Origin of the sequence: Actinophytocola sp. NPDC049390, assembly GCF_044466355.1 — a bacterium.
GTDB lineage: Bacteria > Actinomycetota > Actinomycetes > Mycobacteriales > Pseudonocardiaceae > Actinophytocola.
Genome location: NZ_JBITMQ010000008.1, coordinates 1 through 18,642 on the forward strand (window position 1 = coordinate 1; position 18,642 = coordinate 18,642).

Here is an 18,642-nt window from a genome sequence, read left to right on the forward strand (position 1 = left end):
GCGAAGACCACGGCGAAGGCGGCTCCGGCCAAGACCACCGCCAAGGCATCGACCGCCAAGAAGGCCACCCCGGCCAAGACCACGACCGCCAAGCGGACCACGGCCAAGGCCACCCCGGCGAAGACCACGGCCGCGAAGAAGACCACGGCCGCCAAGCGGACCAGCGCCGCGAAGAAGAAGTAACAACCCCAGCACCACGCCGAAGGCCGCCGCCCAACCACTGGGTGGCGGCCTTCGGCCTTTCCGGGACCAGACACACAGGACAGGCCCGGTGGCGGCGTGCGCGGAGCCAGGACGGCTGCTGTGGGCGCGTGGTTGTGCGTCTCCCGCCCGAACGGACGCGTTCGCGGGTATCGGGTCGGACCGCGCCGTGCCGCCTTCTGGTCGCCTGTCTGGCGGCCGGAACGCGTCGAGCAGGCCCTGCGAGCCGCGCGGCGAGCGTGCCCGACCGGGTGAAATCGCACCGGTACGCGGGCCGCCGGGCGATCACGGGTCCGGGGCCGCGCATTGTTTCCCGGGTAGGTCCGAGCCGCCGCGAGCCGTTTCGAATAGAGCCGTGATGTTTCCGGGAATGGTGTTTCGGAGTGGCCACATCGGACAGGTGTGCGAAAGCGTTGTGAATCAAGGTACGCGGATGTAGTCCGCCGCCACGAGCCTGCTTTCGGTGAAGAACAGGGCCCATGCGCTGCCCTTTTTGCTCTCCACGCGCCTGCCGAGGGACACCCCGGACTCGGCCGCGACGCGTGCGAGCAGGTCCGGGATCACCCCGCCCTGGCTGCACACCACGGGAACGCCGCCCTCGTCGGCGATCTCCACCAGGCGGCGTTGGGCGGCGTCCGCCATGCCCTCGTACTTCCGTTCCGCCATCAGCTCTTCCTCGGTCACCGGCACGCCGATGTCGCCCGCGATGGGGGCCACCGTGCGAACACAACGGACCAGCGGGGCCGAGTGCACGCGGGTCGCGCCGTAGACCGCGGCGAGGGCGCGCAGCGGCGCCACCTGCTTCTCCCCGTTGCGGGAGAGCGGCCGCAGTTCGTCGGCGTCGTGCCATTCGGCTCTGCTGCCCGCCTTCGCGTGGCGGATCAGCAACACCGTGGTCAGGTCGGCCGGGTGCGCCGTGAACGCCATCAGCACCGGGTGGTCGTGCTCGTACGTCAGCCGCGCCATGGCGTCCGGCACCGGCAGCCAGCGCAGTTCCGCCACCTCGTCCGACGGCGCGAAGTCGCCGTTCAGGTAGCGAGCGGCGAAGTAGTCGACGACCTTGCGGTCCGTGCCGACGCGGTAGCTGGTGCGGCCGAGGAAACGGCCCAGCGCGACCTGTGCGCCCGTCTCCTCGCGCACCTCCCGGTGTGCCGCTGTCCGTGCGGTCTCGCCGCGGTCGAGCTTTCCCTTGGGCAGGGTCCAGTCGTCGTACCGCCGCCGGTACACGAGTGCCACCTCGACGGTCCCGTCACGCAGCCGCCACACCACGGCCCCGGCCGCGGCGACCTCCTGAGCCATACCGTCAGCCGAGTGTCCGGTGCTTGGCGAGCATCTGCGCCTGGTGGTCACGCACCGACGACCCCTCCGCGGGCGACGCGGCCCAGTCCCCGTTCTGTTCCAGCACCCAGCAGCGGGTCGCCGGGTCCAGCGCGGACTCGAACATGGCGTCCAGCTGCGCGGTCAGCTTCGGGTCGGTGATGCGCACCTGCACCTCGACGCGGCGGTCCAGGTTGCGGTGCATCATGTCGGCGCTGCCGAGCCAGTGCTCGTCCGAGCCGAGGAAGTGGAACACCCTGGAGTGCTCCAGGAACCGGCCGAGGATCGACCGCACCCGGATGTTGTCCGACAGCCCCTCGATGCCCGGCTTCAACGCGCAGATGCCACGCACGACGACGTCCACCGGCACCCCGGACTGCGACGCCCGGTACAGCGCGTCGATGACCTGCTCGTCCACGAGGCTGTTGATTTTCATGCGGATCCCGGCCGGCCGGCCGGCCCGCAGGTGCTCGGTCTCGCGCTCGATCAGCTCCACGATGCCCCGGCGGATGCCGTACGGGGCCACCATCAGCGACCGGTACTCGTCCTGCCGCGCGTACCCGGTCAGCACGTTGAACAGGTCCGTCAGGTCCGCGCCGATCGACGGTTCGGCCGTCAGCAGGCCCACGTCCTCGTACAGGCGCGCCGTCTTCGGGTTGTAGTTGCCGGTGCCGATGTGGCAGTAGCGGCGGATGACCGACCCCTCCTGCCGCACCACGAGCGCCGTCTTGCAGTGGGTCTTCAACCCCACCATGCCGTACACCACGTGCACGCCCGCCTTCTCCAGCGTTCGCGCCCACTTGATGTTCGCCTGCTCGTCGAACCGCGCCTTGATCTCCACCAGCGCCACGACCTGCTTGCCCGCCTCCGCCGCGTCGATCAGCGCGTCCACGATGGGGGAGTCACCGGACGTCCGGTACAGCGTTTGCTTGATGGCAAGTACTTTCGGGTCCGCGGCGGCCTGCTCGATGAACCGCTGCACGCTCGTGGAGAACGAGTCGTACGGGTGGTGCACCAGCACGTCGCCCTCGCGCAGCGTCGCGAACACGCTCTTCGGCGTCTCGCGCTCACCGAACGCGGGGTGCGTCGCGGGCACGAACGGCGGGTCCTTCAGGTCAGTCCGGTCGACACCGTGAAGCTGCCACAGGCACGACAGGTCCAGCACCCCCGGCACCACGACCACGTCGTGCGGGTCCACCTCCAGCTCCCGCAGCAACAGTTCCATCATGTGCTCGCTCATGTCGTCGGCGACCTCGAGCCGCACCGGCGGACCGAACCGGCGCTGCGCCAGCTCCCTTTCGAGCGCCTTCAACAGGTCCTCGTCCTGGTCCTCCTCGACCTCCAGGTCGGCGTTGCGGGTGACGCGGAACGCGTGCACCTCGGTGACCTGCATGCCGGCGAACAGGCTGTCCAGGTGCGCGGCGATGAGGGCTTCGAGCGGCAGGAACAGCGCGCTGCGGTCCTCCCGCTTCTGCCGCACGGGGATGAGCCGGGACACGTTGTCCGGCACCTTGACGCGGGCGAACCGTTCGCCGCCGCCGCTCGGGTCCCGCACGGTGACCGCGAGGTTCAGCGACAGCCCCGAGATGTAGGGGAACGGGTGCGCCGGGTCGACCGCGAGCGGCGTGAGCACCGGGAAGATCTGGTCGTTGAAGTACTTCGTGAGCCGCTCGCGCTCGTCGTCGGACAACTCGGCCCACCGGGCGATCCGGATGTCCTGCTCGGCGAGCGCGGGCCGCAGCCGTTTCTCCCACGCGGCCGCGTGCTGCCCGACGAGTTCCTGGTTGCGCTTGGCGATGTAGGCGAGCTGTTCCCTCGGGGTCAGGCCGTCCGCGCTGCGCACCGACAGCCCGGTCTCGTCGCGGCGCTTCAGGCCCGCGACGCGCACCATGTAGAACTCGTCGAGGTTCGACGCGAAGATCGCGAGGAACTTCGCGCGTTCGAGCAGCGGCTGCGAGGCGTCCTCGGCGAGCGCGAGCACCCGCGCGTTGAAGTCCAGCCACGACAGCTCCCGGTTGAGGTACCGGTCGTCCGGCAGGTCGGTGATCGTCTCCGACGGCGTCACGGCGGGCGGCGAGGACGGCACGGGCCGCGGCTCCGGCACGGGTTCCGCGTGCTCGGCCTCGGTGGTCTGCTCAGGGCTCGTCTCGGTGCTCACAACCTCATTGTCCAGCATTTATGGCGTAATGGTGCACCGCAGGTCGAACGAGCGGGTGAACTTTCCCGTCGCCACACCGAGGCCCAGTTCGGCGGCGGCGCCGAGGTCGCGCTCGGTGTCCACGTCGCACCGCAGCGACGGCAGTCCGGCGCCGACGCGGACCGCGCCGGTCGCCGTGTGCGCGTCCGAGGAACCCGGCCCGAACCGCGGGTTCAGCGGTTCGCCGGGGGCGGCGAGGAGAAGCGTCGTGCCGGTGCCCGGCCGGTCCGCGCAGTACGCCCGGCGCCCCGCGGCCTCGGCGATCGCGGCGGACAGGTCGGCGGACCGCAGCGCGGGCAGGTCGGCCTGGAGGGCACCGACCGTGCTCGCGGGTGTGCGGAGCGACTCGGCACCGAACGCCAGTGCCGCGTTCAGGCCGGGCAGGCCGCGCTCGTCGACGCACTCGACGCCGGTGCCGAGCAGTGCGGCGGGAACCCGTTCGTCCTCGCACACCACGAGCACCCGCCGCACGCCGTCGGCCGAGATCGCCGCCGTCACGGTGTCCAGCAGCAGCGCCAGCACCAGCTCGGCGTGCTGGTCGTCTGGCACCGCGCCACGCAGCCGCGACTTCGCGCGGTCGAGCCGCTTGATGGGCACGACCAGGTCTGCTCCACGCTTCACGCCCCCATCGTGCAGGACCCGGCGGACACGCGCCGCCGCCGGGGCATACTCACTCATCGAAACGCGGACGAGGAGGACAGGTGCCGAGGCGACTGGAGAAGAGCGGGTTCTGGGTGTGGGTGACGGCGGTGGTCTTCTACCCGATCGCCTCGCTCGGCAAGACGAAGGCCAACGGCGCCGAGCACGTCCGGCGCGAGGGCGGCGTCCTGCTGGTGATGAACCACATCTCCCACCTCGACCCGCCGGTCGACGCGGTGTTCGTGCACCGCAACGGCCGGGTGCCCAGGTTCCTCGCCAAGGACAGCCTGTTCCGGATGCCCGTCTTCAAGCACATGATCTCCGGCGCGGGCAGCATCCCCGTGTACCGGGACGGGGCGAACGCCGGCGACAGCCTCGTCGCGGCCAGGGAGGCCCTGCGTGACGGCAAGCTGGTCGTGATCTACCCGGAGGGGACGATCACCAAGGACCCCGACGGCTGGCCGATGCGGTCGCGGACCGGCGTCGCGCGCCTCGCGGTGGAGTGCCTCGAGCACGACATCCCGGTGCTCACCGTCGCGCGCTGGGGCACCCGGGACATCCTCAACGGGTACACGAAGAAGTTCCGCCCGTTCCCGCGCAAGAAGGTGACCTTCGACGTCTCCGCGCCGGTCGACCTGTCCGAGTTCAAGGGCCGCGAGATCGACAACCGCCTGCTGCGCGACGTGACGCTGTTCCTCATGACGCGGGTCCGGGAGCAGCTCGCGGGCCTGCGCGGCGAGCAGGCGCCCACCGAGTTCTACAACCCGGCCAAGGCGAAGCGGAAGGCCGCGGGCGCCGATGGGTGACATGCGTGTCGCGGTGTTCGGCGCCGGTTCGTGGGGCACGACGTTCGCGAAGGTCCTCGCCGACGCGGGCACGAGCGTGGTCCTGTGGGCACGGCGGCGCGAGGTGTCCGAGGCGGTCGCGGAGCGCCGCGAGAACCCCGACTACCTGCCGGGCGTCACGCTGCCCGCGAACCTGGAGTCCACATCGGATCCGTCGGTGGCGCTCGACGGCGCGACCGACGTCGTGCTGGCCGTCCCGAGCCAGAGCCTGCGGCACAACCTCACCGCGTGGCGTGCACTGATCGACCCCTCCGCGACGCTGATCAGCCTCGCGAAGGGCGTCGAGCTGGGCACGCTGAAGCGGATGAGCGAGGTCATCACCGAGGTCATGGGCGTGCCGCAGGACCAGGTGGCCGTGGTGACCGGGCCGAACCTGGCGCGGGAGATCGCCGCCGAGCAGCCGACCGCGGCGGTCGTCGCGTGCACCGACCACGACCGCGCGGTCGCCGTGCAGCGGGCGTGCACGACCGGCTACTTCCGCCCGTACACCAACACGGACGTGGTCGGTTGCGAGCTCGGTGGCGCGTGCAAGAACGTGATCGCGCTGTCCTGTGGCATGGCGGGCGGGCTCGGCTTCGGGGACAACACGCTCGCGACGCTCATCACGCGCGGGCTCGCGGAGACCGCGCGGCTCGGCGAGGCGTTCGGCGCGGACCCGATGACGTTCGCGGGGCTCGCCGGCCTCGGCGACCTGGTGGCGACCTGCTCCTCCCCGTTGTCACGCAACCGGTCCTTCGGGGAGCGGCTCGGCCGGGGCGAGACCGTCGCGCAGGCGCAGGCGGCCGCGCACGGCCAGGTCGCGGAGGGCGTGAAGTCCTGCTCGTCGATCCGTGAGCTGGCGCTGCGCCACGGTGTCGAGATGCCGATCACCGAGGTGGTGCACCGGGTCTGCCACGACGGCTTCGACCCGCGCGAGATGGCAGGCGAGCTGATCGGCCGGAGAACCAGACCGGAACGCTGACCCCGCACCCGAAGGACCCCTTCAGTGCGTTGGGGTGCCGAAGGGGTCCTTCGGTGCGGTGGTCACGCGGGGAGCGGGACCTCCATGACCGCGGGCAGCGTCGGGGTCGCCGAGCCGCCGTCCGGTTCCAGGGTCACGCCGATCGCGTCGGCGTCGCCGAAACCGGAGATCGCCAGCAGCGCCTCACCGTTGTCGGGGTTCAGGAAACCGGCCGAGATCATCGTGCCGCCGTGGCCCGTCCACACCTGGAGGTCCTTGCCCTCCGGCGGGTTCGGCAGGCCGTGGGTCAGGAGCAGCATCCGGTTCTCCGACCGGGACATGGCGACGGTCATCCTGCCCTTGTCTCCCTCGTCGAGGGTCACCACCCGGGCGTCCCCGGCGCGCAGGATCTCCGACATCTCCGCCGCCTGCGCCCTGCTCTGCGACAGCTGGTCGTTCTGCCGCACCACGATCACGCCCAGCGCGACCGCCGCCACGAGCAGCACCGCCGCCGCGATCGACGTGAGGCGCAGCGCGAGCTTGTCCCGGCCGCGGCGCAGCGGCGTCACCGTGGTCGCCGGCGGCGCCTGCCGGATGGTCCGGATCTGGTCGAGCACCCTGGCCTTCAGCTCGGGTGGCGGGTCGGCCGACGCGGCGAGCCCCAGCCTGGTCGCGGTCTCCCGCAGTTCCCGCACCTCCTGCACGCACGACTCGCACTCGGCGAGGTGCCGCTCGAACTCCTCCCGTTCCGCGCCGGACACCGCGTCCAACGCGTACGCGCCGGTCAGCGCGTGGATGTCCGCCGTCGTCATCAGGCCACCCCCAGGCAGTCGCGCAGCCGGATGAGCCCGTCCCGCAACCTCGTCTTGATAGTCCCCAGCGGGGTGTTCAGCAGCTCGCCGACCTCCCGGTACGTGCGGCCGCCGTAGTAGGCGAGCAGCACCGACTCCCGTTGCAGATCGGTCAGCGTGCGCAGGCACCGGCGCACCTGCTCCTGTTCGAGCCGGGTCGTCACCTGCTCGGCCACCTCGTCGAACGGGCGGGCCATGTCGCGGCGGCCGATGGTCTCGTCGCGGTCGGCCGCGGCCTGCGCGGACCGCACGCGGTCGACGGCACGCCGGTGCGCGAGCGTCATCGCCCACGTGGTCGCGCTGCCGCGTTCCGGTGCGTACCGGGCGGCGCTGCGCCACAGCTCGACCATGACCTCCTGCACGACCTCCTCCGACTGCGCCGGGTCACGCACGATGCGCCGCACCAGCCCGAAGACGGGACCGATCATCAGGTCGTACAACTGCTCGAACGCCGCCTCGTCGCCGCGCGCGACGCGCCCCATCAGCTCGGCGCCGAGCTCGTTCGCCGGTTCGGTGCGTGCCTCGCGCACCCTGCGCACCCGTTCGACCATGACCACCCGCTTTCGTCTCGCCAGCTCTTCGGAGCCGGTGGTGCGGTCGGATTGGCCACCACGATCCCACGGACTGGACCGGTTTGCCGCCTCCGTACGGCGCATGGTTCGCTGTGCACGTGTTGACGAGTGTGCTGAACGGCAGGCGGGGTTACGTGGCCCTTCGCCTGGTTTCCAGCGCGCTCTGTCAGCCTCGGTGAGTTGCCCGCGTCCTTGCCGCACTCCCGAGAAGGTTCCTTGCCATGTTCGCCGTTCCGGCCGGCACCATCGCGTCCTCCGCCATCGCCCCGACCGTCCACCCCGCGCTGATCGCCCGTGCGTACGCCGCCGACCGCACGACGTGGGCCCGCCTGCTCCGCTACGACCCCGACGAGCGGTTCGCCGTGCGCGTCGCGGCCACCGAGGAGCAGGAGGTCTGGCTCATGAGCTGGCTGCCCGGCCAGGAGACCGACGACCACGACCACGGCCACACCACCGGCGCGTTCACGATCGTCTCCGGCACGCTGACCGAACACGTGCTGCACCGCGGGGTCGCGCTGTCGTTGTCGGCGGGCCAGTCCCGGGTGTTCGGGCCGGGCTACGCACACCACGTGCGCAACGACGGCCCGGACCCCGCGGTGAGCCTGCACGTCTACCGCGCGGTGCGCACCATGCGTTCTATTGGGGACCGTCCCGCATCTCTCGCCGGGTGACGTAGTCCGGCGCCTCGAAGCTCTCCGGCAGGTGCTCGCACGGTTCCGGCGTGCCCCAGGAACGCACCAGGGGCAGCACCCCGGCCCAGCTCGCGCCGATCCGGTCCGGCGTGAGGTCCTCCGGTTCCTCACCCGGCCCGCCGGTGCGGACCTTCACCGCGGCCTCGTGCAGGTCCAGCGCCAGCACGGCGGTCTTCGCGAACTCCTGCTTGCTCGGGCCGCGCGCGTGGTCCCACGAGCCGGGCGCGATGTGCTCGGTGATCACGCGCAGCGCGTGCAGCTTCGCGTCCGGGTCGGTGACCTGCCGCCCCACGCCGTGGATCGTGGCGGAGCGGTAGTTGACGGAGTGGTGGAACACCGCGCGGCTGTAGATGATCCCGTCGAGCAGCGTCACGTTCACGCACACCTCCGCGTCCGTGCCGCCGCGCAGGCTCGCCGCGCCGGTCGACCCGTGCACGTAGAGGGTGCCGTCCTCGTGGCCGTACCCGGTCGGCACGACCACGGGGTGGCCGTCGGGCGTGACGAACGCGAGATGGCAGATCAGTCCGGCGTCGAGCACCTGCTTCAGCGCGGCGCGGTCGGTCACGGCGCGCTTCTTGCCGCGGCGGATGGTGCTGCGTCGAGTGGGTGAGAGCGTCACGTCCCCTACTGTGCCGAGCCGAGTGGCATCATAGAAAGGGCCACGACCCCTCGATTCCGGAAGGCCACTTTCATGGCCGAGACACCCGTCCTCCCGGTGGCGCTGGACCGGGAGTCGCCGACGCCGCTCGCCGTCCAGCTGGCCGAACAGCTCCGTGCGGCCGCGGGCGACGGCAGGCTCCGCAGCGGCGACCGGCTCCCGTCCACCCGTGCGCTCGCCGGTGAGCTGGGCGTCAGCAGGACCGTCACGGCCGCCGCCTACGAGCAGCTGCACGCCGAGGGCTGGATCGCGGGCAGGCACGGGTCGGGCACCTACGTCACCACCTCGCCGCCGGGCACCCTGCGCGCGGACCGCCGCCCCGCCCGCCGCGACACCGGACGGGACGACGTCGTCGACCTGACCCCGGGCTCACCGTGGGCGGAGGGCATCGAGCAGGCGGCGTGGCGGCGGGCCTGGCGCGCGGCCTCGCACGTGACGCCGATGGTGCGGCCGCAGCGGGCCGGGCTGCCGGAGTACCGGGCGGCCGTCGCCGAACACCTGCTGCGCCACCGCGGTCTGCGCATCGGGGACAGCGACGTGCTGCTCGCGACCTCGGGCACCAGCTCGGCGGTCGCGGAGCTGGGCCGTGCCGTGCTGCGGCCCGGCGAGATGGTGGCGGTGGAGGAACCGGGCTACCAGCGGGCGGTCGGCGCGTTGCGTGCCGCGGGCCTGCGGGTCGTGCCCGCGACCGTCGACGCCGACGGGCTGCTCGTCGACGCGATCCCGGCGAACGTGCGTGCCGTGTACTGCTCGCCCGCGCACCAGTACCCGCTCGGCGGCCGCATGTCCGCGGCGCGCCGGGTCGCCCTCGTGGAGCGGGCCCGCGAACAGGGCTGGCTCGTGATCGAGGACGACTACGACGGCGAGCTGCGCTACGACGTCGCCCCGCTGCCGCTGCTGGCCGCGCTCGCCCCGGACGTGGTCGTGCACCTCGGCACCACCAGCAAGATCCTCACCCCGACCCTCGGCATCGGCTGGCTGGTGGCGCCGCCGCCGGTGGTGACGGCCGTGCTCGCACACCGCGACGCCACCGGCATCGGCCCCGCACCCGCCGGTCAGCTCGTGGTGGTGGAGCTGGCCCGCGGCGGTGACCTCGGCAGGCACCTGCGCAGGCTGCGGCGCGAGCTGTCGGAACGCCGGTCGCTGGTGGTGGAGACCCTGGTGGCGGGCGGGGTCCGGGTGCTCGGCGACGACGCGGGCGCGCACGTCGTGGTCCCGGTGCCGACGGCCGACGACGAACGCGCGCTCGTGCGTGCCGCGCTGGAGCGGGAGCTGCTGCTCGACGGCCTCGCCCGCCACCACGTGGGCAGGGCGCGGTGGTTCGGGGTCGCCCTCGGGTACGCGGCCTGTTCGCGTGACCAGCTCAAACGCGCGCTGCCGGTGCTCGTCGAGCTGGTACGCGGGGGAGTTGGGTAGGGTCGCGTGCCATGGCCAGCCAAGAACGCGTCCGCGTGGCAGTGGTGTTCGGTGGGCAGAGCACGGAACACACGGTGTCCTGCGTGTCCGCGGCGAGCGTGCTCGCCAACCTCGACCCGGAGCGGTTCGAGGTCCTGCCGGTCGGCATCACGCCGGAGGGCTCGTGGGTGCTCGGCCCGGCCGACCCCGCGACGCTCGCGATCGACGGCCGCACGCTGCCGAAGGTCACCTCCGGCACCGCGCTGACCCTGCCCGCCGACCCGTCGTCCGCGAGCCTCGTGGTGCTCGAACGGGGTCGCGAGGGCGAGATCCTCTCCGCTGTGGATGTGGTGTTCCCGGTGCTGCACGGCGCCTACGGCGAGGACGGCACCATCCAGGGGCTGCTGGAGATGGTCGGCCTGCCGTACGCGGGCGCCGGGGTGCTGGCCAGTGCCGTGGCCATGGACAAGGAGTTCACGAAGAAGCTCCTGAAGGCCGAGGGCCTGCCGGTCGGCCCGTACGAGGTGCTGCACCGCGGCGACGTCACGCTGACCGGGGAACAGAAGGACCGCCTCGGCCTGCCGGTTTTCGTGAAGCCCGCGCGTGCCGGCTCGTCGACGGGCATCACGAAGGTGTCGGACTGGGCGAACCTCGACGAGGCCATCGCCACCGCCCGCGCCATCGACCCCAAGGTCCTGGTCGAGTCGATGATCGTCGGCCGCGAGGTCGAGTGCGGCGTGCTGGAGTTCCCCGACGGTCACGTCGAGGCGTCCCTGCCCGCGGAGATCCGCATCCTCGACGACTCGCTCGAGTTCTACGACTTCGAGACCAAGTACCTCGACGACACGGCCGAACTGGACATCCCGGCCAAACTCGACGACGCGGTGACCGACCGCCTGCGCGCGATGGCCGTGAAGGCGTTCCACGCGCTCGAGTGCCAGGGCCTGGCCCGCGTCGACTTCTTCGTCGGCCTCGACGGCACGCTGATCATCAACGAGCTGAACACGATGCCGGGCTTCACCCCGACGTCGGCCTACCCGAAGATGTGGTCGGTCACAGGCCTCGACTACCGCACGCTGCTGTCGACCCTGATCGACACGGCCATCGCCCGCGGCACCGGCCTCAGGTAGCGGGCAGGACCTTCGCGATCGTCGCCGACATCTCCTGTATCACGCCCGTGCCCGCGTCGTCGGGGATCGTCAGCGCCACGTACACCGGGCGGTCGACCGTGTACCAGGTGCTCGCGCCGTCACCCTCGACCGGCAGCCAGTTCACCTTCGAGATGGTGCGCAGCTGCGCGGTCGGCGCGTACTGGGCCGGTTTGGGCAGCCCGCAGCGCAGCACGACCGGCTCGCCCTGGTCGCCCGCCCACGCTGCCGCGGCCGGGGGAGCGGGGTCGGCGAGGGGGAGCCGTGCCAGCTCCTCGCCCTTGCTCGGCAGGTTCGCGGGCAGCGAGTCGACGAGCTTGGTGCACTCGGGTGCGTCCGCGTCCGGTGCCTCCACACCGGCCAGTGCGAGCGGGCCGGAGCGGGCGGACGGGGTGGTCGTCGGGGCTGCGGTGTTCGTGTCGTCACCGCCGCCGAGGACCTTGCTCGCGACGATGACACCCACCACGAGCACCGCGGCGATGCCCGCCGCGACGAACAGGGTCACACGGGACAGGGGTTGCTCGGACACGCCCCAACTACAGCACGGGTCAGAGGTGGACGACCGGGCAGGTGAGGGTTCGGGTGATCCCGTCCACGTTCTGGATGCGCGCCACGACCAGCTGGCCGAGCAGGTCGACGTTGTCGGCCTCGGCCCGCACGATCACGTCATAGGGTCCGGTGACATCCTCCGCGGTCGTCACACCCTGGATCTGTGCGATCTTGGCCGCGACCGCGGCGGCTTGGCCGACCTCGGTCTGGATGAGGATGTATGCGTGGACCACGGCGCGCCCCTTCGTGTCTAGCTGGACTCAAGAGGTAGGAACGTGAGCAGCAAAAGGTACCGCAGTTCCGGATCGTTTGGGGATCCGACTATCGGAGGTGTCGTGGCCGACAATAGAGGAGGCCCAGCTCATGATCCACCCGAGACCGTCGCGGATGTGGGTGAGTTCGGACTGATCGGGCGGGTGACGGCGGGGCGCAGGCAGCCGCCGACGACCCTGATCGGTCCCGGCGACGACGCCGCGCTCGTCGCCGCCGCCGACTCGCGGGTGGTCGCGAGCACCGACGTGCTCGTCGAGGGTGTCCACTTCAGACTCGACTGGTCGGCGCCGGAACACGTTGGGCGCAAAGCGATCGCGGTCAACATGGCGGACATCGCGGCCATGGGTGCGGTGCCCACCGCGCTGCTCGTCGGGCTCGCCTGCCCGAAGACCACGAAGGCCGAGGTGGCCGAGGCGCTCGCCGCGGGCATGTGGCAGGAGGCGGGCCGCGCGGGTGCGGGCCTCGTGGGTGGCGATGTGGTCACGGCCGGCGAGATCGTGATCTCTGTCACCGCATTGGGTGACCTGCAGGGCCGCGAGCCCGTCACGAGGGGTGGCGCCATGCCGGGCGACGTGGTCGCGGTGGCAGGCCGCCTCGGCTGGTCGGCCGCCGGGCTCGCAGTGCTCGGCCGCGGGTTCCGTTCACCGGTGCAGGTGGTCGGCGCCTACCGGGTGCCGGAGCCGCCGTACGAGGCCGGTCCGCAGGCCGCGCTCGCCGGCGCGACCGCGATGATCGACATCTCCGACGGGCTGCTCGCCGACCTCGGCCACCTCTGCGAGGAGTCCAATGTGGCCATCGACGTGCGCACCGACCTGCTCGAGGTGCCGCAGCGGCTCGTCGACGTGGCGACCGCGCTGGGCGCCGACCCCGTGCGCTGGGTCCTGACCGGTGGCGAGGATCACGCGCTGGTCGCGACGTTCCCCGAACCGGCCGCGGTACCGGACGGCTGGCGCGCGATCGGCACCGTGACCAGGGGAAGTGCGGTCACCGTGGACGGGGGGACGTACGCGGGCGGGGCCGGTTGGCAGCATTTCCGGTGACGGTGGCGTACGTCAGAATCGCGTCCGTGCGGATCGAAGTGCGGACCTACGACCACCCGGACGCGGTGGCGTTGATCGCGGACGTGCAGCAGGAGTACGTGGTGCGGTACGGCGAGGTGGACCTGACGCCGGTGGACCCGGCCGAGTTCGCCCCGCCGCGGGGGTTGTTCCTCGTGGCCTACGTGGACGACGTGCCCGCCGCGTGCGGTGGCTGGCGGGCACACGGCACGGAGGTCGAGCTGAAGCGGATGTACGTGCGGCCGTCGTGCCGCGGCCGCGGCCTGGCGCGGGCCGTGCTGGCGGAGCTGGAGCGGACGGCGGCCGAGGCCGGGTACACCAGGCTGGTCCTGGAGACCGGTCAGCGGCAGCCGGAGGCGATCGCCCTGTACACGTCGGCCGGGTACACGCCCGTACCGGCGTTCGGGTACTACGCGGAGGCGCCGGAAGCGGTGCACCTCGGGAAGCCGTTGGAGGTCGCGTGCCCATCTACGCCCTAGGCGACAGGGAACCGGACATCCACCCGGACGCCTACGTGCACCCGGACGCGACGGTGATCGGTGACGTCACGATCGGCGCGTTCGCGTCGGTGTGGCCGCAGGCGGTGCTGCGCGGCGACGCGGGCTCGATCACCGTCGGCGCGCGGACGTCGGTGCAGGACGGCACGGTCGTGCACTGCACCCGGTGGCACCCGGCGATCATCGGCGCGGACTCGGTCGTCGGCCACAACGCGCACATCGAGGGCGCGACGGTCGGGCAACGGTGCATGATCGCGTCGGGTTCGGTGCTGCTCAACGGTTCCGTGGTCGAGGACGGCGCCGTGCTCGGCGCGGGCGCGGTGATGTCGTTCAACGGTCACCTGCCCGCGCACCGCATGGCGCTGGGCGTTCCGGCGAAGGTGCGCGAGGGCTACGAGGTGCCCGCGGACATGGTCTCGGGCATCGTGGAGAACTACGTGCAGCGGGTTTCCGAGTACAGGGCGGGGCTGCGCAGGCTGTCCTGACGGTAGGGATAAAGTCGCCCGCGTGACCGCACGACCGCTGCACGAGATCGTCGAGGCCGGCTGGGCGGAAGCGCTCGCGCCCGCCGCCGACCGCATCACTGCCATGGGGGACTTCCTGCGCGCGGAGATCGCCGCGGGCCGCGAGTACCTGCCGTCCGGGGAGAACGTGCTGCGGGCGTTCAAGCAGCCGTTCGCCGACGTGCGGGTGCTGATCGTCGGCCAGGACCCGTACCCGACGCCGGGCCACCCCATCGGCCTGTGCTTCTCCGTGGCCCCGGACGTCCGCCCGCTGCCGAAGAGCCTGGTGAACATCTACAAGGAGTACTGCGAGGACCTCGGTCACCCCATGCCGGCCAACGGCGACCTCGGCCCGTGGACCGAGCGTGGTGTGCTCCTGCTCAACAGGGCGCTCACCGTGCAGCCCGGCCGCCCGAACTCCCACCAGGGCAAGGGCTGGGAAGAGGTCACCGAGCAGGCGATCCGCGCGCTTGCCGCGCGAGGTGGCCCGCTGGTCGCGATCCTGTGGGGCCGCAACGCGCGGAACCTCAAGCCGTTGCTGGACCCGGTGCCGTGCATCGAGTCCGCGCACCCGAGCCCGCTGTCGGCGCACAACGGCTTCTTCGGCTCCCGCCCGTTCAGCCGGGCGAACGAACTGCTGGAGAAGCAGGGCGCGTCGGCGATCGACTGGAAGCTCCCGTAACGGCGCCTGGTCAGAAGGCCGGGTCGTCGATGACCCACCGCCAGGTGCCGTCCGGTTGCCGCCGTACCACCTCGGCGGTCGTGTTGCCCGCCTCCTCTCCGGTGCTCAGCCGGGCGTGCCACGTGACGGACGTGAGGGCGATGTCGCCGGAGACGATCACCTTGCGGGTCCTGCCGTCGATGTGCTCGATCGTCGACAGCAGTTCGTCGATCATCGCGCGCAGTGCCTGTTCGCCGGTGCGGGTCGTACCGTCCAGGTGCACCGCGGTGCCCGCCGGTTCGTAGAGCGCCAGCAGCGCGTCGGCGTCCTTGGCGTTGACGGCCGCGCTGAACAGGTCGTGCAGCTGGGCCGGCTCGGTGGCGGGCATGCAACCTCCTCTGATCGTGTTGTGCCGATCCTGAGCGCTGGCGGCAGGGCCGTGCCATCCCGTGTTCGCGGGGGTTCTCCCGCCGAACACGCGTCGGCGATACTGGCGTTCGATGAACGCACGTGACTCGGCCAGGGCGGCGATCGAGGACGCCTGTGCCACCGCGGTGTCCCTGCCGGACCTGTTCGCCGAGGTCGCGGACGGCCTCGCGCGGGCAGTGCCCGTCGACGCCCACTGCCTCAACGGCCTGGACCTCGTCACGCTGCAGGAGACCTTCGCCCACCACGACCTGCGTCCCGCGCCCGCGGTCATCGCCCGGTTCTTCGAGATCGAGACCGGTGGGCGGGACGTCAACGCGGTGCCCGTGCTCGCCCGCGACCCGGTCGGCGCAGCCACCCTGGACCAGGCCACCGGAGGCGACCCGGCGCGCAGCGCCCGCTACCGGGACGTGCTGCGACCACTCGGCCTCGCCCGTGAGCTGCGGGTCGTCGTCCGGGACCGGCGGGTCCCGTGGGGCATGCTCAACCTGTTCCGCGGCGGGAACGCACCCGACTTCTCCGCCGGCGAGCTGCGGTTCGTGGCCTCCCTGGGCCGGACCATCGCCGACGGCATCCGCCGCACCCTCCTGCTCGGGGCGGTCGACGCCCGGCACGACGACCTCGGGCCCGGCGTGCTGATCGTCGACCCGGAACGGCCGGAGCGGGTGCACCACCGGTCCGCGACCGCGGCACGCCGCCTCGATGGTCTCGGCGACGCCGACTGGCACGTCGCCAGGGTCGCGCGGCAGGCGCACGCCGCGGGGGAGACCGCGCGGGCCCAGGTGTGTTCGCGGGACGGAAGCTGGCTGACCCTGCACGCCGAGCCGTACGCCGGGGCCGGCAGTCCGCTCGTCTCCGTGGTCGTCGAGCCGACCCGGCCCGCGGACATCGCCCGCCTGGTCGTCGAGGCCTACGGGCTGTCCGCGCGTGAGCAGGAGATCGTCCGGCTGCTCGCCAACGGCCACACGAACGGCGAGATCTCACGGCGGCTGGGGCTGTCCCAGTACACCGTCGGCGACCACGTCAAGAGCGTGTTCGGCAAGCTGGCCGTGCGCAGCCGGACCGAGCTGGTCGCGCGGCTGTTCATGGATCCCGTCACCTCGTGACGGTCCGGGCACAGCAAACCGGGCCGCTGGCAGTGCCAGGGCCCGGCTCGATGCTCTGTGTTGCGCTCGGTTCTACCCGCGGGTGACCTTGCCTGCCTTCAGGCAGGAGGTGCACACGTTCAGACGCTTGCGCTGCGAGACGCCGATCTTCGCGTGCACGGTCTGAATGTTCGGGTTCCACCGGCGGCTCGTACGCCGGTGCGAGTGCGAGACCGACTTGCCGAAGCCTGGCCCCTTGCCACAGACGTCGCAGACGGCAGCCACGTCAGGCACTCCTTTCAACAGTGGAAACTGGCCGACCGGCCAGCAAGCTCGCGCGGCCCGGCTCACACCAGGCTGGCAAACACAGGGTAACGGCTCGCGATCCGACCCTCCAACCCGCCCCACTAGTCTGCTGAAATGTCCGGCTCAGACCCACCGTCGGGAGGCGTGATGCTGCAGGCGCTCGACGCCGCTCAGGTCCGGCGCTGGGCCGTGTCCTGTGTGCAGTCGCTCGACGCGCACCGCGAGGCCATCGACAGCATCAACGTCTTCCCGGTGGCCGACGGCGACACCGGGTCCAACCTGCTGCACACCATGCGCGCGGCGCTCGACGCGCTGCTGCGGGCCCCCGCCAAGGCACGTGCCGACGCCGGGGCCGCCGTCGCGGTGCTCGCCCGGGGTGCGCTGACCGGGGCGCGCGGCAACTCCGGGGTGATCGTCTCCCAGTTCCTGCGGGGTGCCGCCGACGTGCTCGCCGGCACCGACGCCGTGCTCGGCCCCGGCCTGCGGGCCGCGCTGGCCGCGGGCGCGGACCGGGCGGTGGCCGCCATGGCCGAGCCCGTCCAGGGCACGATGATCAGCGTCTTCCGGGCCGCCGCCGACGCCGCGCGGGACGAGCCGTCCGACGCGCTGCAGGACGTCGCCGAGGCGGCCGCCACCGCCGCCGCGGCCGCGCTCGACGAGACACCCCGCCAGCTGGCCGTGCTGGCCGACGCCGGGGTCGTCGACGCGGGGGGCCGCGGGGTCGTCGTCCTGTTCGACGCGCTCCTCGCGGTGCTCACCGGACAGCCCGCCGCGCTCGCCGCCGCGCAGCGGGCGAACGCGGAGCGGGTGGCCCGCCCGCAGGAGAGCTCGCTCTACACCTCCCGCGAGTCGGGCTCGGACGCGTTCGCGTACGAGGTCATGTACCTGCTCGAACAGGTCGGCGACGACCGTGCCGCCGACGGGCTGCGGGACGCGCTCGTCGGCCTCGGCGACTCCGTCTCCGTCGTCGGGGACGGCGCGGGCCTGTGGACCGTGCACGTCCACTGCAACGACATCGGCGGCGCCATCGAGGCGGGCGTCGACGTCGGCAGGCCGAGGCAGATCCGGGTGGCCAGGTTCGCCGACGCGCCGTCGCCGGAGGCGAGCCGGTTCAGCAAGGACCGCGCCGTGGTCGTGCCGTCACGCAGCACCGAGTTCGCCGACCTGCTGATCAGCGAGGGCGTCACCGTCAGCAGGGTCGACGGCACCGCCGACCCCGCGCTCGGCCTGCTCGAGACCATCACCGGCACGGCGGCCGCGCACGTGACCGTGCTGCCCGCCGACCCCGCGCTCGTCGAGGCCGCCGACGAGGCCGCCATCCGCGCGGTCGCCGCCGGTCAGGACGTCGTGGTCGTGCCGTGCGCGTCGCCGGTGCAGGTGCTGTCGGCCGTCGCCGTGCACGACCCGCGCCGCCGCGCGAGCGACGACGTCGTGGCCATGGCCGAGGCGGCCGCGGCCACCCGGCGCGGCGAGGTCGTGGTGGCGGCCGAGGCCGGGATCACCTGGATCGGCGCGTGCGAGGCCGGTGACGTGCTCGGTTTCGCCGACGGCGAGGTGATGCTGATCGAGCCGGGCCCGCCAGGCGTCGACGCGCTGGACCGCGCGGCGTGCGGTGTGGTGTCCCGCATGCTGGCCGTGGGCGGCGAGCTGGTCACCGCCCTGCTCGGCGCGGACGCGCCGGACGAGCTGGCGACCGAGCTCGAGGACTACCTCCGGCGCGTCCACCCGGAGACCGAACTGGTGGTCTACCAGGGCGGACAGCACAACGCGGTGCTGGTGCTCGGCGTGGAGTGACAATCGCGGCTGGCCTTCCTGTCGGGGGCAATGTT

General features: G+C 72.2%; 22 protein-coding genes. 12 read left to right on the forward strand and 10 right to left on the reverse strand.

Features of this window, described 5'->3' with window-relative positions; translation table 11 throughout:
* On the forward strand, nucleotides 1–183 hold a 183-nt coding region (locus ACIBVP_RS22420; protein WP_396108178.1), incomplete at its 5' end, for a hypothetical protein.
* Between the two features lie 438 nt (nucleotides 184–621).
* On the opposite strand, the gene ACIBVP_RS22425 is transcribed toward ACIBVP_RS22420, so the two are convergent.
* The 3 genes from ACIBVP_RS22425 to cofC are packed head-to-tail and all read right to left on the reverse strand — an operon-like array spanning nucleotide 622 to nucleotide 4,336.
* Nucleotides 622–1,500 carry an NUDIX domain-containing protein gene (locus ACIBVP_RS22425; RefSeq protein ID WP_396108180.1) on the reverse strand — a complete coding sequence of 293 codons (879 nt, stop codon included), beginning with the start codon at nucleotides 1,498–1,500 and terminating at the stop codon, nucleotides 622–624.
* Between the two features lie 4 nt (nucleotides 1,501–1,504).
* Nucleotides 1,505–3,694: an RNA degradosome polyphosphate kinase gene (locus ACIBVP_RS22430; RefSeq protein WP_396108181.1), complete on the reverse strand. Its 2,190-nt coding sequence runs from the start codon at nucleotides 3,692–3,694 to the stop codon at nucleotides 1,505–1,507.
* The gene (gene cofC / locus ACIBVP_RS22435; protein ID WP_396108182.1) at nucleotides 3,695–4,336 is read right to left on the reverse strand and encodes a 2-phospho-L-lactate guanylyltransferase; all 642 of its coding nucleotides are present in this window, start codon (nucleotides 4,334–4,336) and stop codon (nucleotides 3,695–3,697) included.
* Between the two features lie 80 nt (nucleotides 4,337–4,416).
* Here cofC and ACIBVP_RS22440 point away from each other — a divergent pair, with 80 nt between their 5' ends.
* Both ACIBVP_RS22440 and ACIBVP_RS22445 read left to right on the forward strand, forming a co-directional pair.
* Nucleotides 4,417–5,160, forward strand: coding sequence for a lysophospholipid acyltransferase family protein (locus ACIBVP_RS22440; RefSeq protein ID WP_396108184.1), 744 nt, complete (start codon nucleotides 4,417–4,419; stop codon nucleotides 5,158–5,160).
* A gap of 1 nt (nucleotide 5,161) precedes the next feature.
* Nucleotides 5,162–6,160, forward strand: coding sequence for an NAD(P)H-dependent glycerol-3-phosphate dehydrogenase (locus tag ACIBVP_RS22445; RefSeq protein WP_396108186.1), 999 nt, complete (start codon nucleotides 5,162–5,164; stop codon nucleotides 6,158–6,160).
* Between the two features lie 62 nt (nucleotides 6,161–6,222).
* Here ACIBVP_RS22445 and ACIBVP_RS22450 read toward each other — a convergent pair whose 3' ends face one another.
* Together ACIBVP_RS22450 and sigK are read right to left on the reverse strand one after the other, a co-directional pair.
* Nucleotides 6,223–6,951, reverse strand: a complete 729-nt coding sequence (locus ACIBVP_RS22450) for an anti-sigma factor domain-containing protein (protein ID WP_396108187.1) — start codon at nucleotides 6,949–6,951, stop codon at nucleotides 6,223–6,225.
* Nucleotides 6,951–7,541 carry an ECF RNA polymerase sigma factor SigK gene (gene sigK / locus ACIBVP_RS22455; RefSeq protein WP_396108188.1) on the reverse strand — a complete coding sequence of 197 codons (591 nt, stop codon included), beginning with the start codon at nucleotides 7,539–7,541 and terminating at the stop codon, nucleotides 6,951–6,953. The genes ACIBVP_RS22450 and sigK overlap by 1 nt, the downstream gene beginning before the upstream one ends.
* Nucleotides 7,542–7,783: 242 nt before the next feature.
* On the opposite strand from sigK, the gene ACIBVP_RS22460 reads away from it, so the two are divergent.
* A complete protein-coding gene (locus ACIBVP_RS22460; RefSeq protein WP_396108189.1) occupies nucleotides 7,784–8,233 on the forward strand; it encodes a cysteine dioxygenase in 450 nt (149 codons plus the stop codon).
* Here the strand turns inward: ACIBVP_RS22460 and ACIBVP_RS22465 are convergent.
* Nucleotides 8,199–8,873: a pyridoxamine 5'-phosphate oxidase family protein gene (locus ACIBVP_RS22465; RefSeq protein ID WP_396108190.1), complete on the reverse strand. Its 675-nt coding sequence runs from the start codon at nucleotides 8,871–8,873 to the stop codon at nucleotides 8,199–8,201. The genes ACIBVP_RS22460 and ACIBVP_RS22465 overlap by 35 nt on opposite strands.
* Nucleotides 8,874–8,945: 72 nt before the next feature.
* Here ACIBVP_RS22465 and ACIBVP_RS22470 point away from each other — a divergent pair, with 72 nt between their 5' ends.
* Nucleotides 8,946–10,328 (forward strand): PLP-dependent aminotransferase family protein, encoded by a 1,383-nt coding sequence (locus ACIBVP_RS22470; RefSeq protein ID WP_396108192.1) that lies wholly within the window; start codon nucleotides 8,946–8,948, stop codon nucleotides 10,326–10,328.
* 11 nt (nucleotides 10,329–10,339) lie between these two features.
* Nucleotides 10,340–11,437: a D-alanine--D-alanine ligase family protein gene (locus tag ACIBVP_RS22475; protein ID WP_396108193.1), complete on the forward strand. Its 1,098-nt coding sequence runs from the start codon at nucleotides 10,340–10,342 to the stop codon at nucleotides 11,435–11,437.
* Here ACIBVP_RS22475 and ACIBVP_RS22480 read toward each other — a convergent pair.
* Both ACIBVP_RS22480 and ACIBVP_RS22485 read right to left on the reverse strand, forming a co-directional pair.
* Nucleotides 11,430–11,984, reverse strand: coding sequence for a DUF3515 domain-containing protein (locus ACIBVP_RS22480; RefSeq protein WP_396108194.1), 555 nt, complete (start codon nucleotides 11,982–11,984; stop codon nucleotides 11,430–11,432). The two genes, ACIBVP_RS22475 and ACIBVP_RS22480, sit on opposite strands and share 8 nt — an antisense overlap.
* A 19-nt stretch (nucleotides 11,985–12,003) precedes the next feature.
* Nucleotides 12,004–12,237: an Lrp/AsnC ligand binding domain-containing protein gene (locus tag ACIBVP_RS22485; RefSeq protein WP_184812379.1), complete on the reverse strand. Its 234-nt coding sequence runs from the start codon at nucleotides 12,235–12,237 to the stop codon at nucleotides 12,004–12,006.
* 102 nt (nucleotides 12,238–12,339) lie between these two features.
* On the opposite strand from ACIBVP_RS22485, the gene ACIBVP_RS22490 reads away from it, so the two are divergent.
* From ACIBVP_RS22490 to ACIBVP_RS22505, 4 genes are read left to right on the forward strand one after another with little or no spacing between them, the layout of a single operon-like run.
* Complete coding sequence (locus tag ACIBVP_RS22490) at nucleotides 12,340–13,317, forward strand: thiamine-phosphate kinase (protein ID WP_396108195.1); 978 nt, start codon at nucleotides 12,340–12,342, stop codon at nucleotides 13,315–13,317.
* Nucleotides 13,318–13,349: 32 nt separating this feature from the next.
* Nucleotides 13,350–13,814, forward strand: coding sequence for a GNAT family N-acetyltransferase (locus tag ACIBVP_RS22495; RefSeq protein ID WP_396108568.1), 465 nt, complete (start codon nucleotides 13,350–13,352; stop codon nucleotides 13,812–13,814).
* Nucleotides 13,796–14,317 (forward strand): gamma carbonic anhydrase family protein, encoded by a 522-nt coding sequence (locus ACIBVP_RS22500; protein WP_396108196.1) that lies wholly within the window; start codon nucleotides 13,796–13,798, stop codon nucleotides 14,315–14,317. Before ACIBVP_RS22495 ends, ACIBVP_RS22500 begins: the two co-directional genes overlap by 19 nt.
* Before the next feature lie 22 nt (nucleotides 14,318–14,339).
* A complete protein-coding gene (locus tag ACIBVP_RS22505) occupies nucleotides 14,340–15,017 on the forward strand; it encodes a uracil-DNA glycosylase (protein ID WP_396108197.1) in 678 nt (225 codons plus the stop codon).
* Between the two features lie 10 nt (nucleotides 15,018–15,027).
* Here ACIBVP_RS22505 and ACIBVP_RS22510 read toward each other — a convergent pair whose 3' ends face one another.
* Nucleotides 15,028–15,384, reverse strand: a complete 357-nt coding sequence (locus tag ACIBVP_RS22510; protein WP_396108198.1) for a YybH family protein — start codon at nucleotides 15,382–15,384, stop codon at nucleotides 15,028–15,030.
* A 112-nt stretch (nucleotides 15,385–15,496) separates the two neighbouring features.
* On the opposite strand from ACIBVP_RS22510, the gene ACIBVP_RS22515 reads away from it, so the two are divergent.
* The gene (locus tag ACIBVP_RS22515; RefSeq protein ID WP_396108199.1) at nucleotides 15,497–16,528 is read left to right on the forward strand and encodes a LuxR C-terminal-related transcriptional regulator; all 1,032 of its coding nucleotides are present in this window, start codon (nucleotides 15,497–15,499) and stop codon (nucleotides 16,526–16,528) included.
* Nucleotides 16,529–16,600: 72 nt separating this feature from the next.
* On the opposite strand, the gene rpmB is transcribed toward ACIBVP_RS22515, so the two are convergent.
* Nucleotides 16,601–16,792 carry a 50S ribosomal protein L28 gene (gene rpmB, locus ACIBVP_RS22520; RefSeq protein ID WP_075124203.1) on the reverse strand — a complete coding sequence of 64 codons (192 nt, stop codon included), beginning with the start codon at nucleotides 16,790–16,792 and terminating at the stop codon, nucleotides 16,601–16,603.
* A 135-nt stretch (nucleotides 16,793–16,927) separates the two neighbouring features.
* Between rpmB and ACIBVP_RS22525 the strand changes: the two genes are divergently transcribed.
* Nucleotides 16,928–18,607, forward strand: a complete 1,680-nt coding sequence (locus ACIBVP_RS22525; protein ID WP_396108200.1) for a DAK2 domain-containing protein — start codon at nucleotides 16,928–16,930, stop codon at nucleotides 18,605–18,607.
* The last annotated feature ends 35 nt before the right edge of the window (nucleotides 18,608–18,642 follow it).

Bases quoted from the DNA above. Each gene is read 5' to 3' on its own strand.
- ACIBVP_RS22515 (WP_396108199.1), top strand. From the start codon at position 15,497: ATGAACGCACGTGACTCGGCCAGGGCGGCGATCGAGGACGCCTGTGCC.
- ACIBVP_RS22425 (WP_396108180.1), bottom strand. From the start codon at position 1,500: ATGGCTCAGGAGGTCGCCGCGGCCGGGGCCGTGGTGTGGCGGCTGCGT.
- ACIBVP_RS22430 (WP_396108181.1), bottom strand. From the start codon at position 3,694: ATGCTGGACAATGAGGTTGTGAGCACCGAGACGAGCCCTGAGCAGACC.
- ACIBVP_RS22450 (WP_396108187.1), bottom strand. From the start codon at position 6,951: ATGACGACGGCGGACATCCACGCGCTGACCGGCGCGTACGCGTTGGAC.
- ACIBVP_RS22460 (WP_396108189.1), top strand. From the start codon at position 7,784: ATGTTCGCCGTTCCGGCCGGCACCATCGCGTCCTCCGCCATCGCCCCG.
- ACIBVP_RS22510 (WP_396108198.1), bottom strand. From the start codon at position 15,384: ATGCCCGCCACCGAGCCGGCCCAGCTGCACGACCTGTTCAGCGCGGCC.
- ACIBVP_RS22470 (WP_396108192.1), top strand. From the start codon at position 8,946: ATGGCCGAGACACCCGTCCTCCCGGTGGCGCTGGACCGGGAGTCGCCG.
- ACIBVP_RS22525 (WP_396108200.1), top strand. From the start codon at position 16,928: ATGTCCGGCTCAGACCCACCGTCGGGAGGCGTGATGCTGCAGGCGCTC.
- ACIBVP_RS22475 (WP_396108193.1), top strand. From the start codon at position 10,340: ATGGCCAGCCAAGAACGCGTCCGCGTGGCAGTGGTGTTCGGTGGGCAG.
- ACIBVP_RS22445 (WP_396108186.1), top strand. From the start codon at position 5,162: ATGCGTGTCGCGGTGTTCGGCGCCGGTTCGTGGGGCACGACGTTCGCG.
- sigK (WP_396108188.1), bottom strand. From the start codon at position 7,541: ATGGTCGAACGGGTGCGCAGGGTGCGCGAGGCACGCACCGAACCGGCG.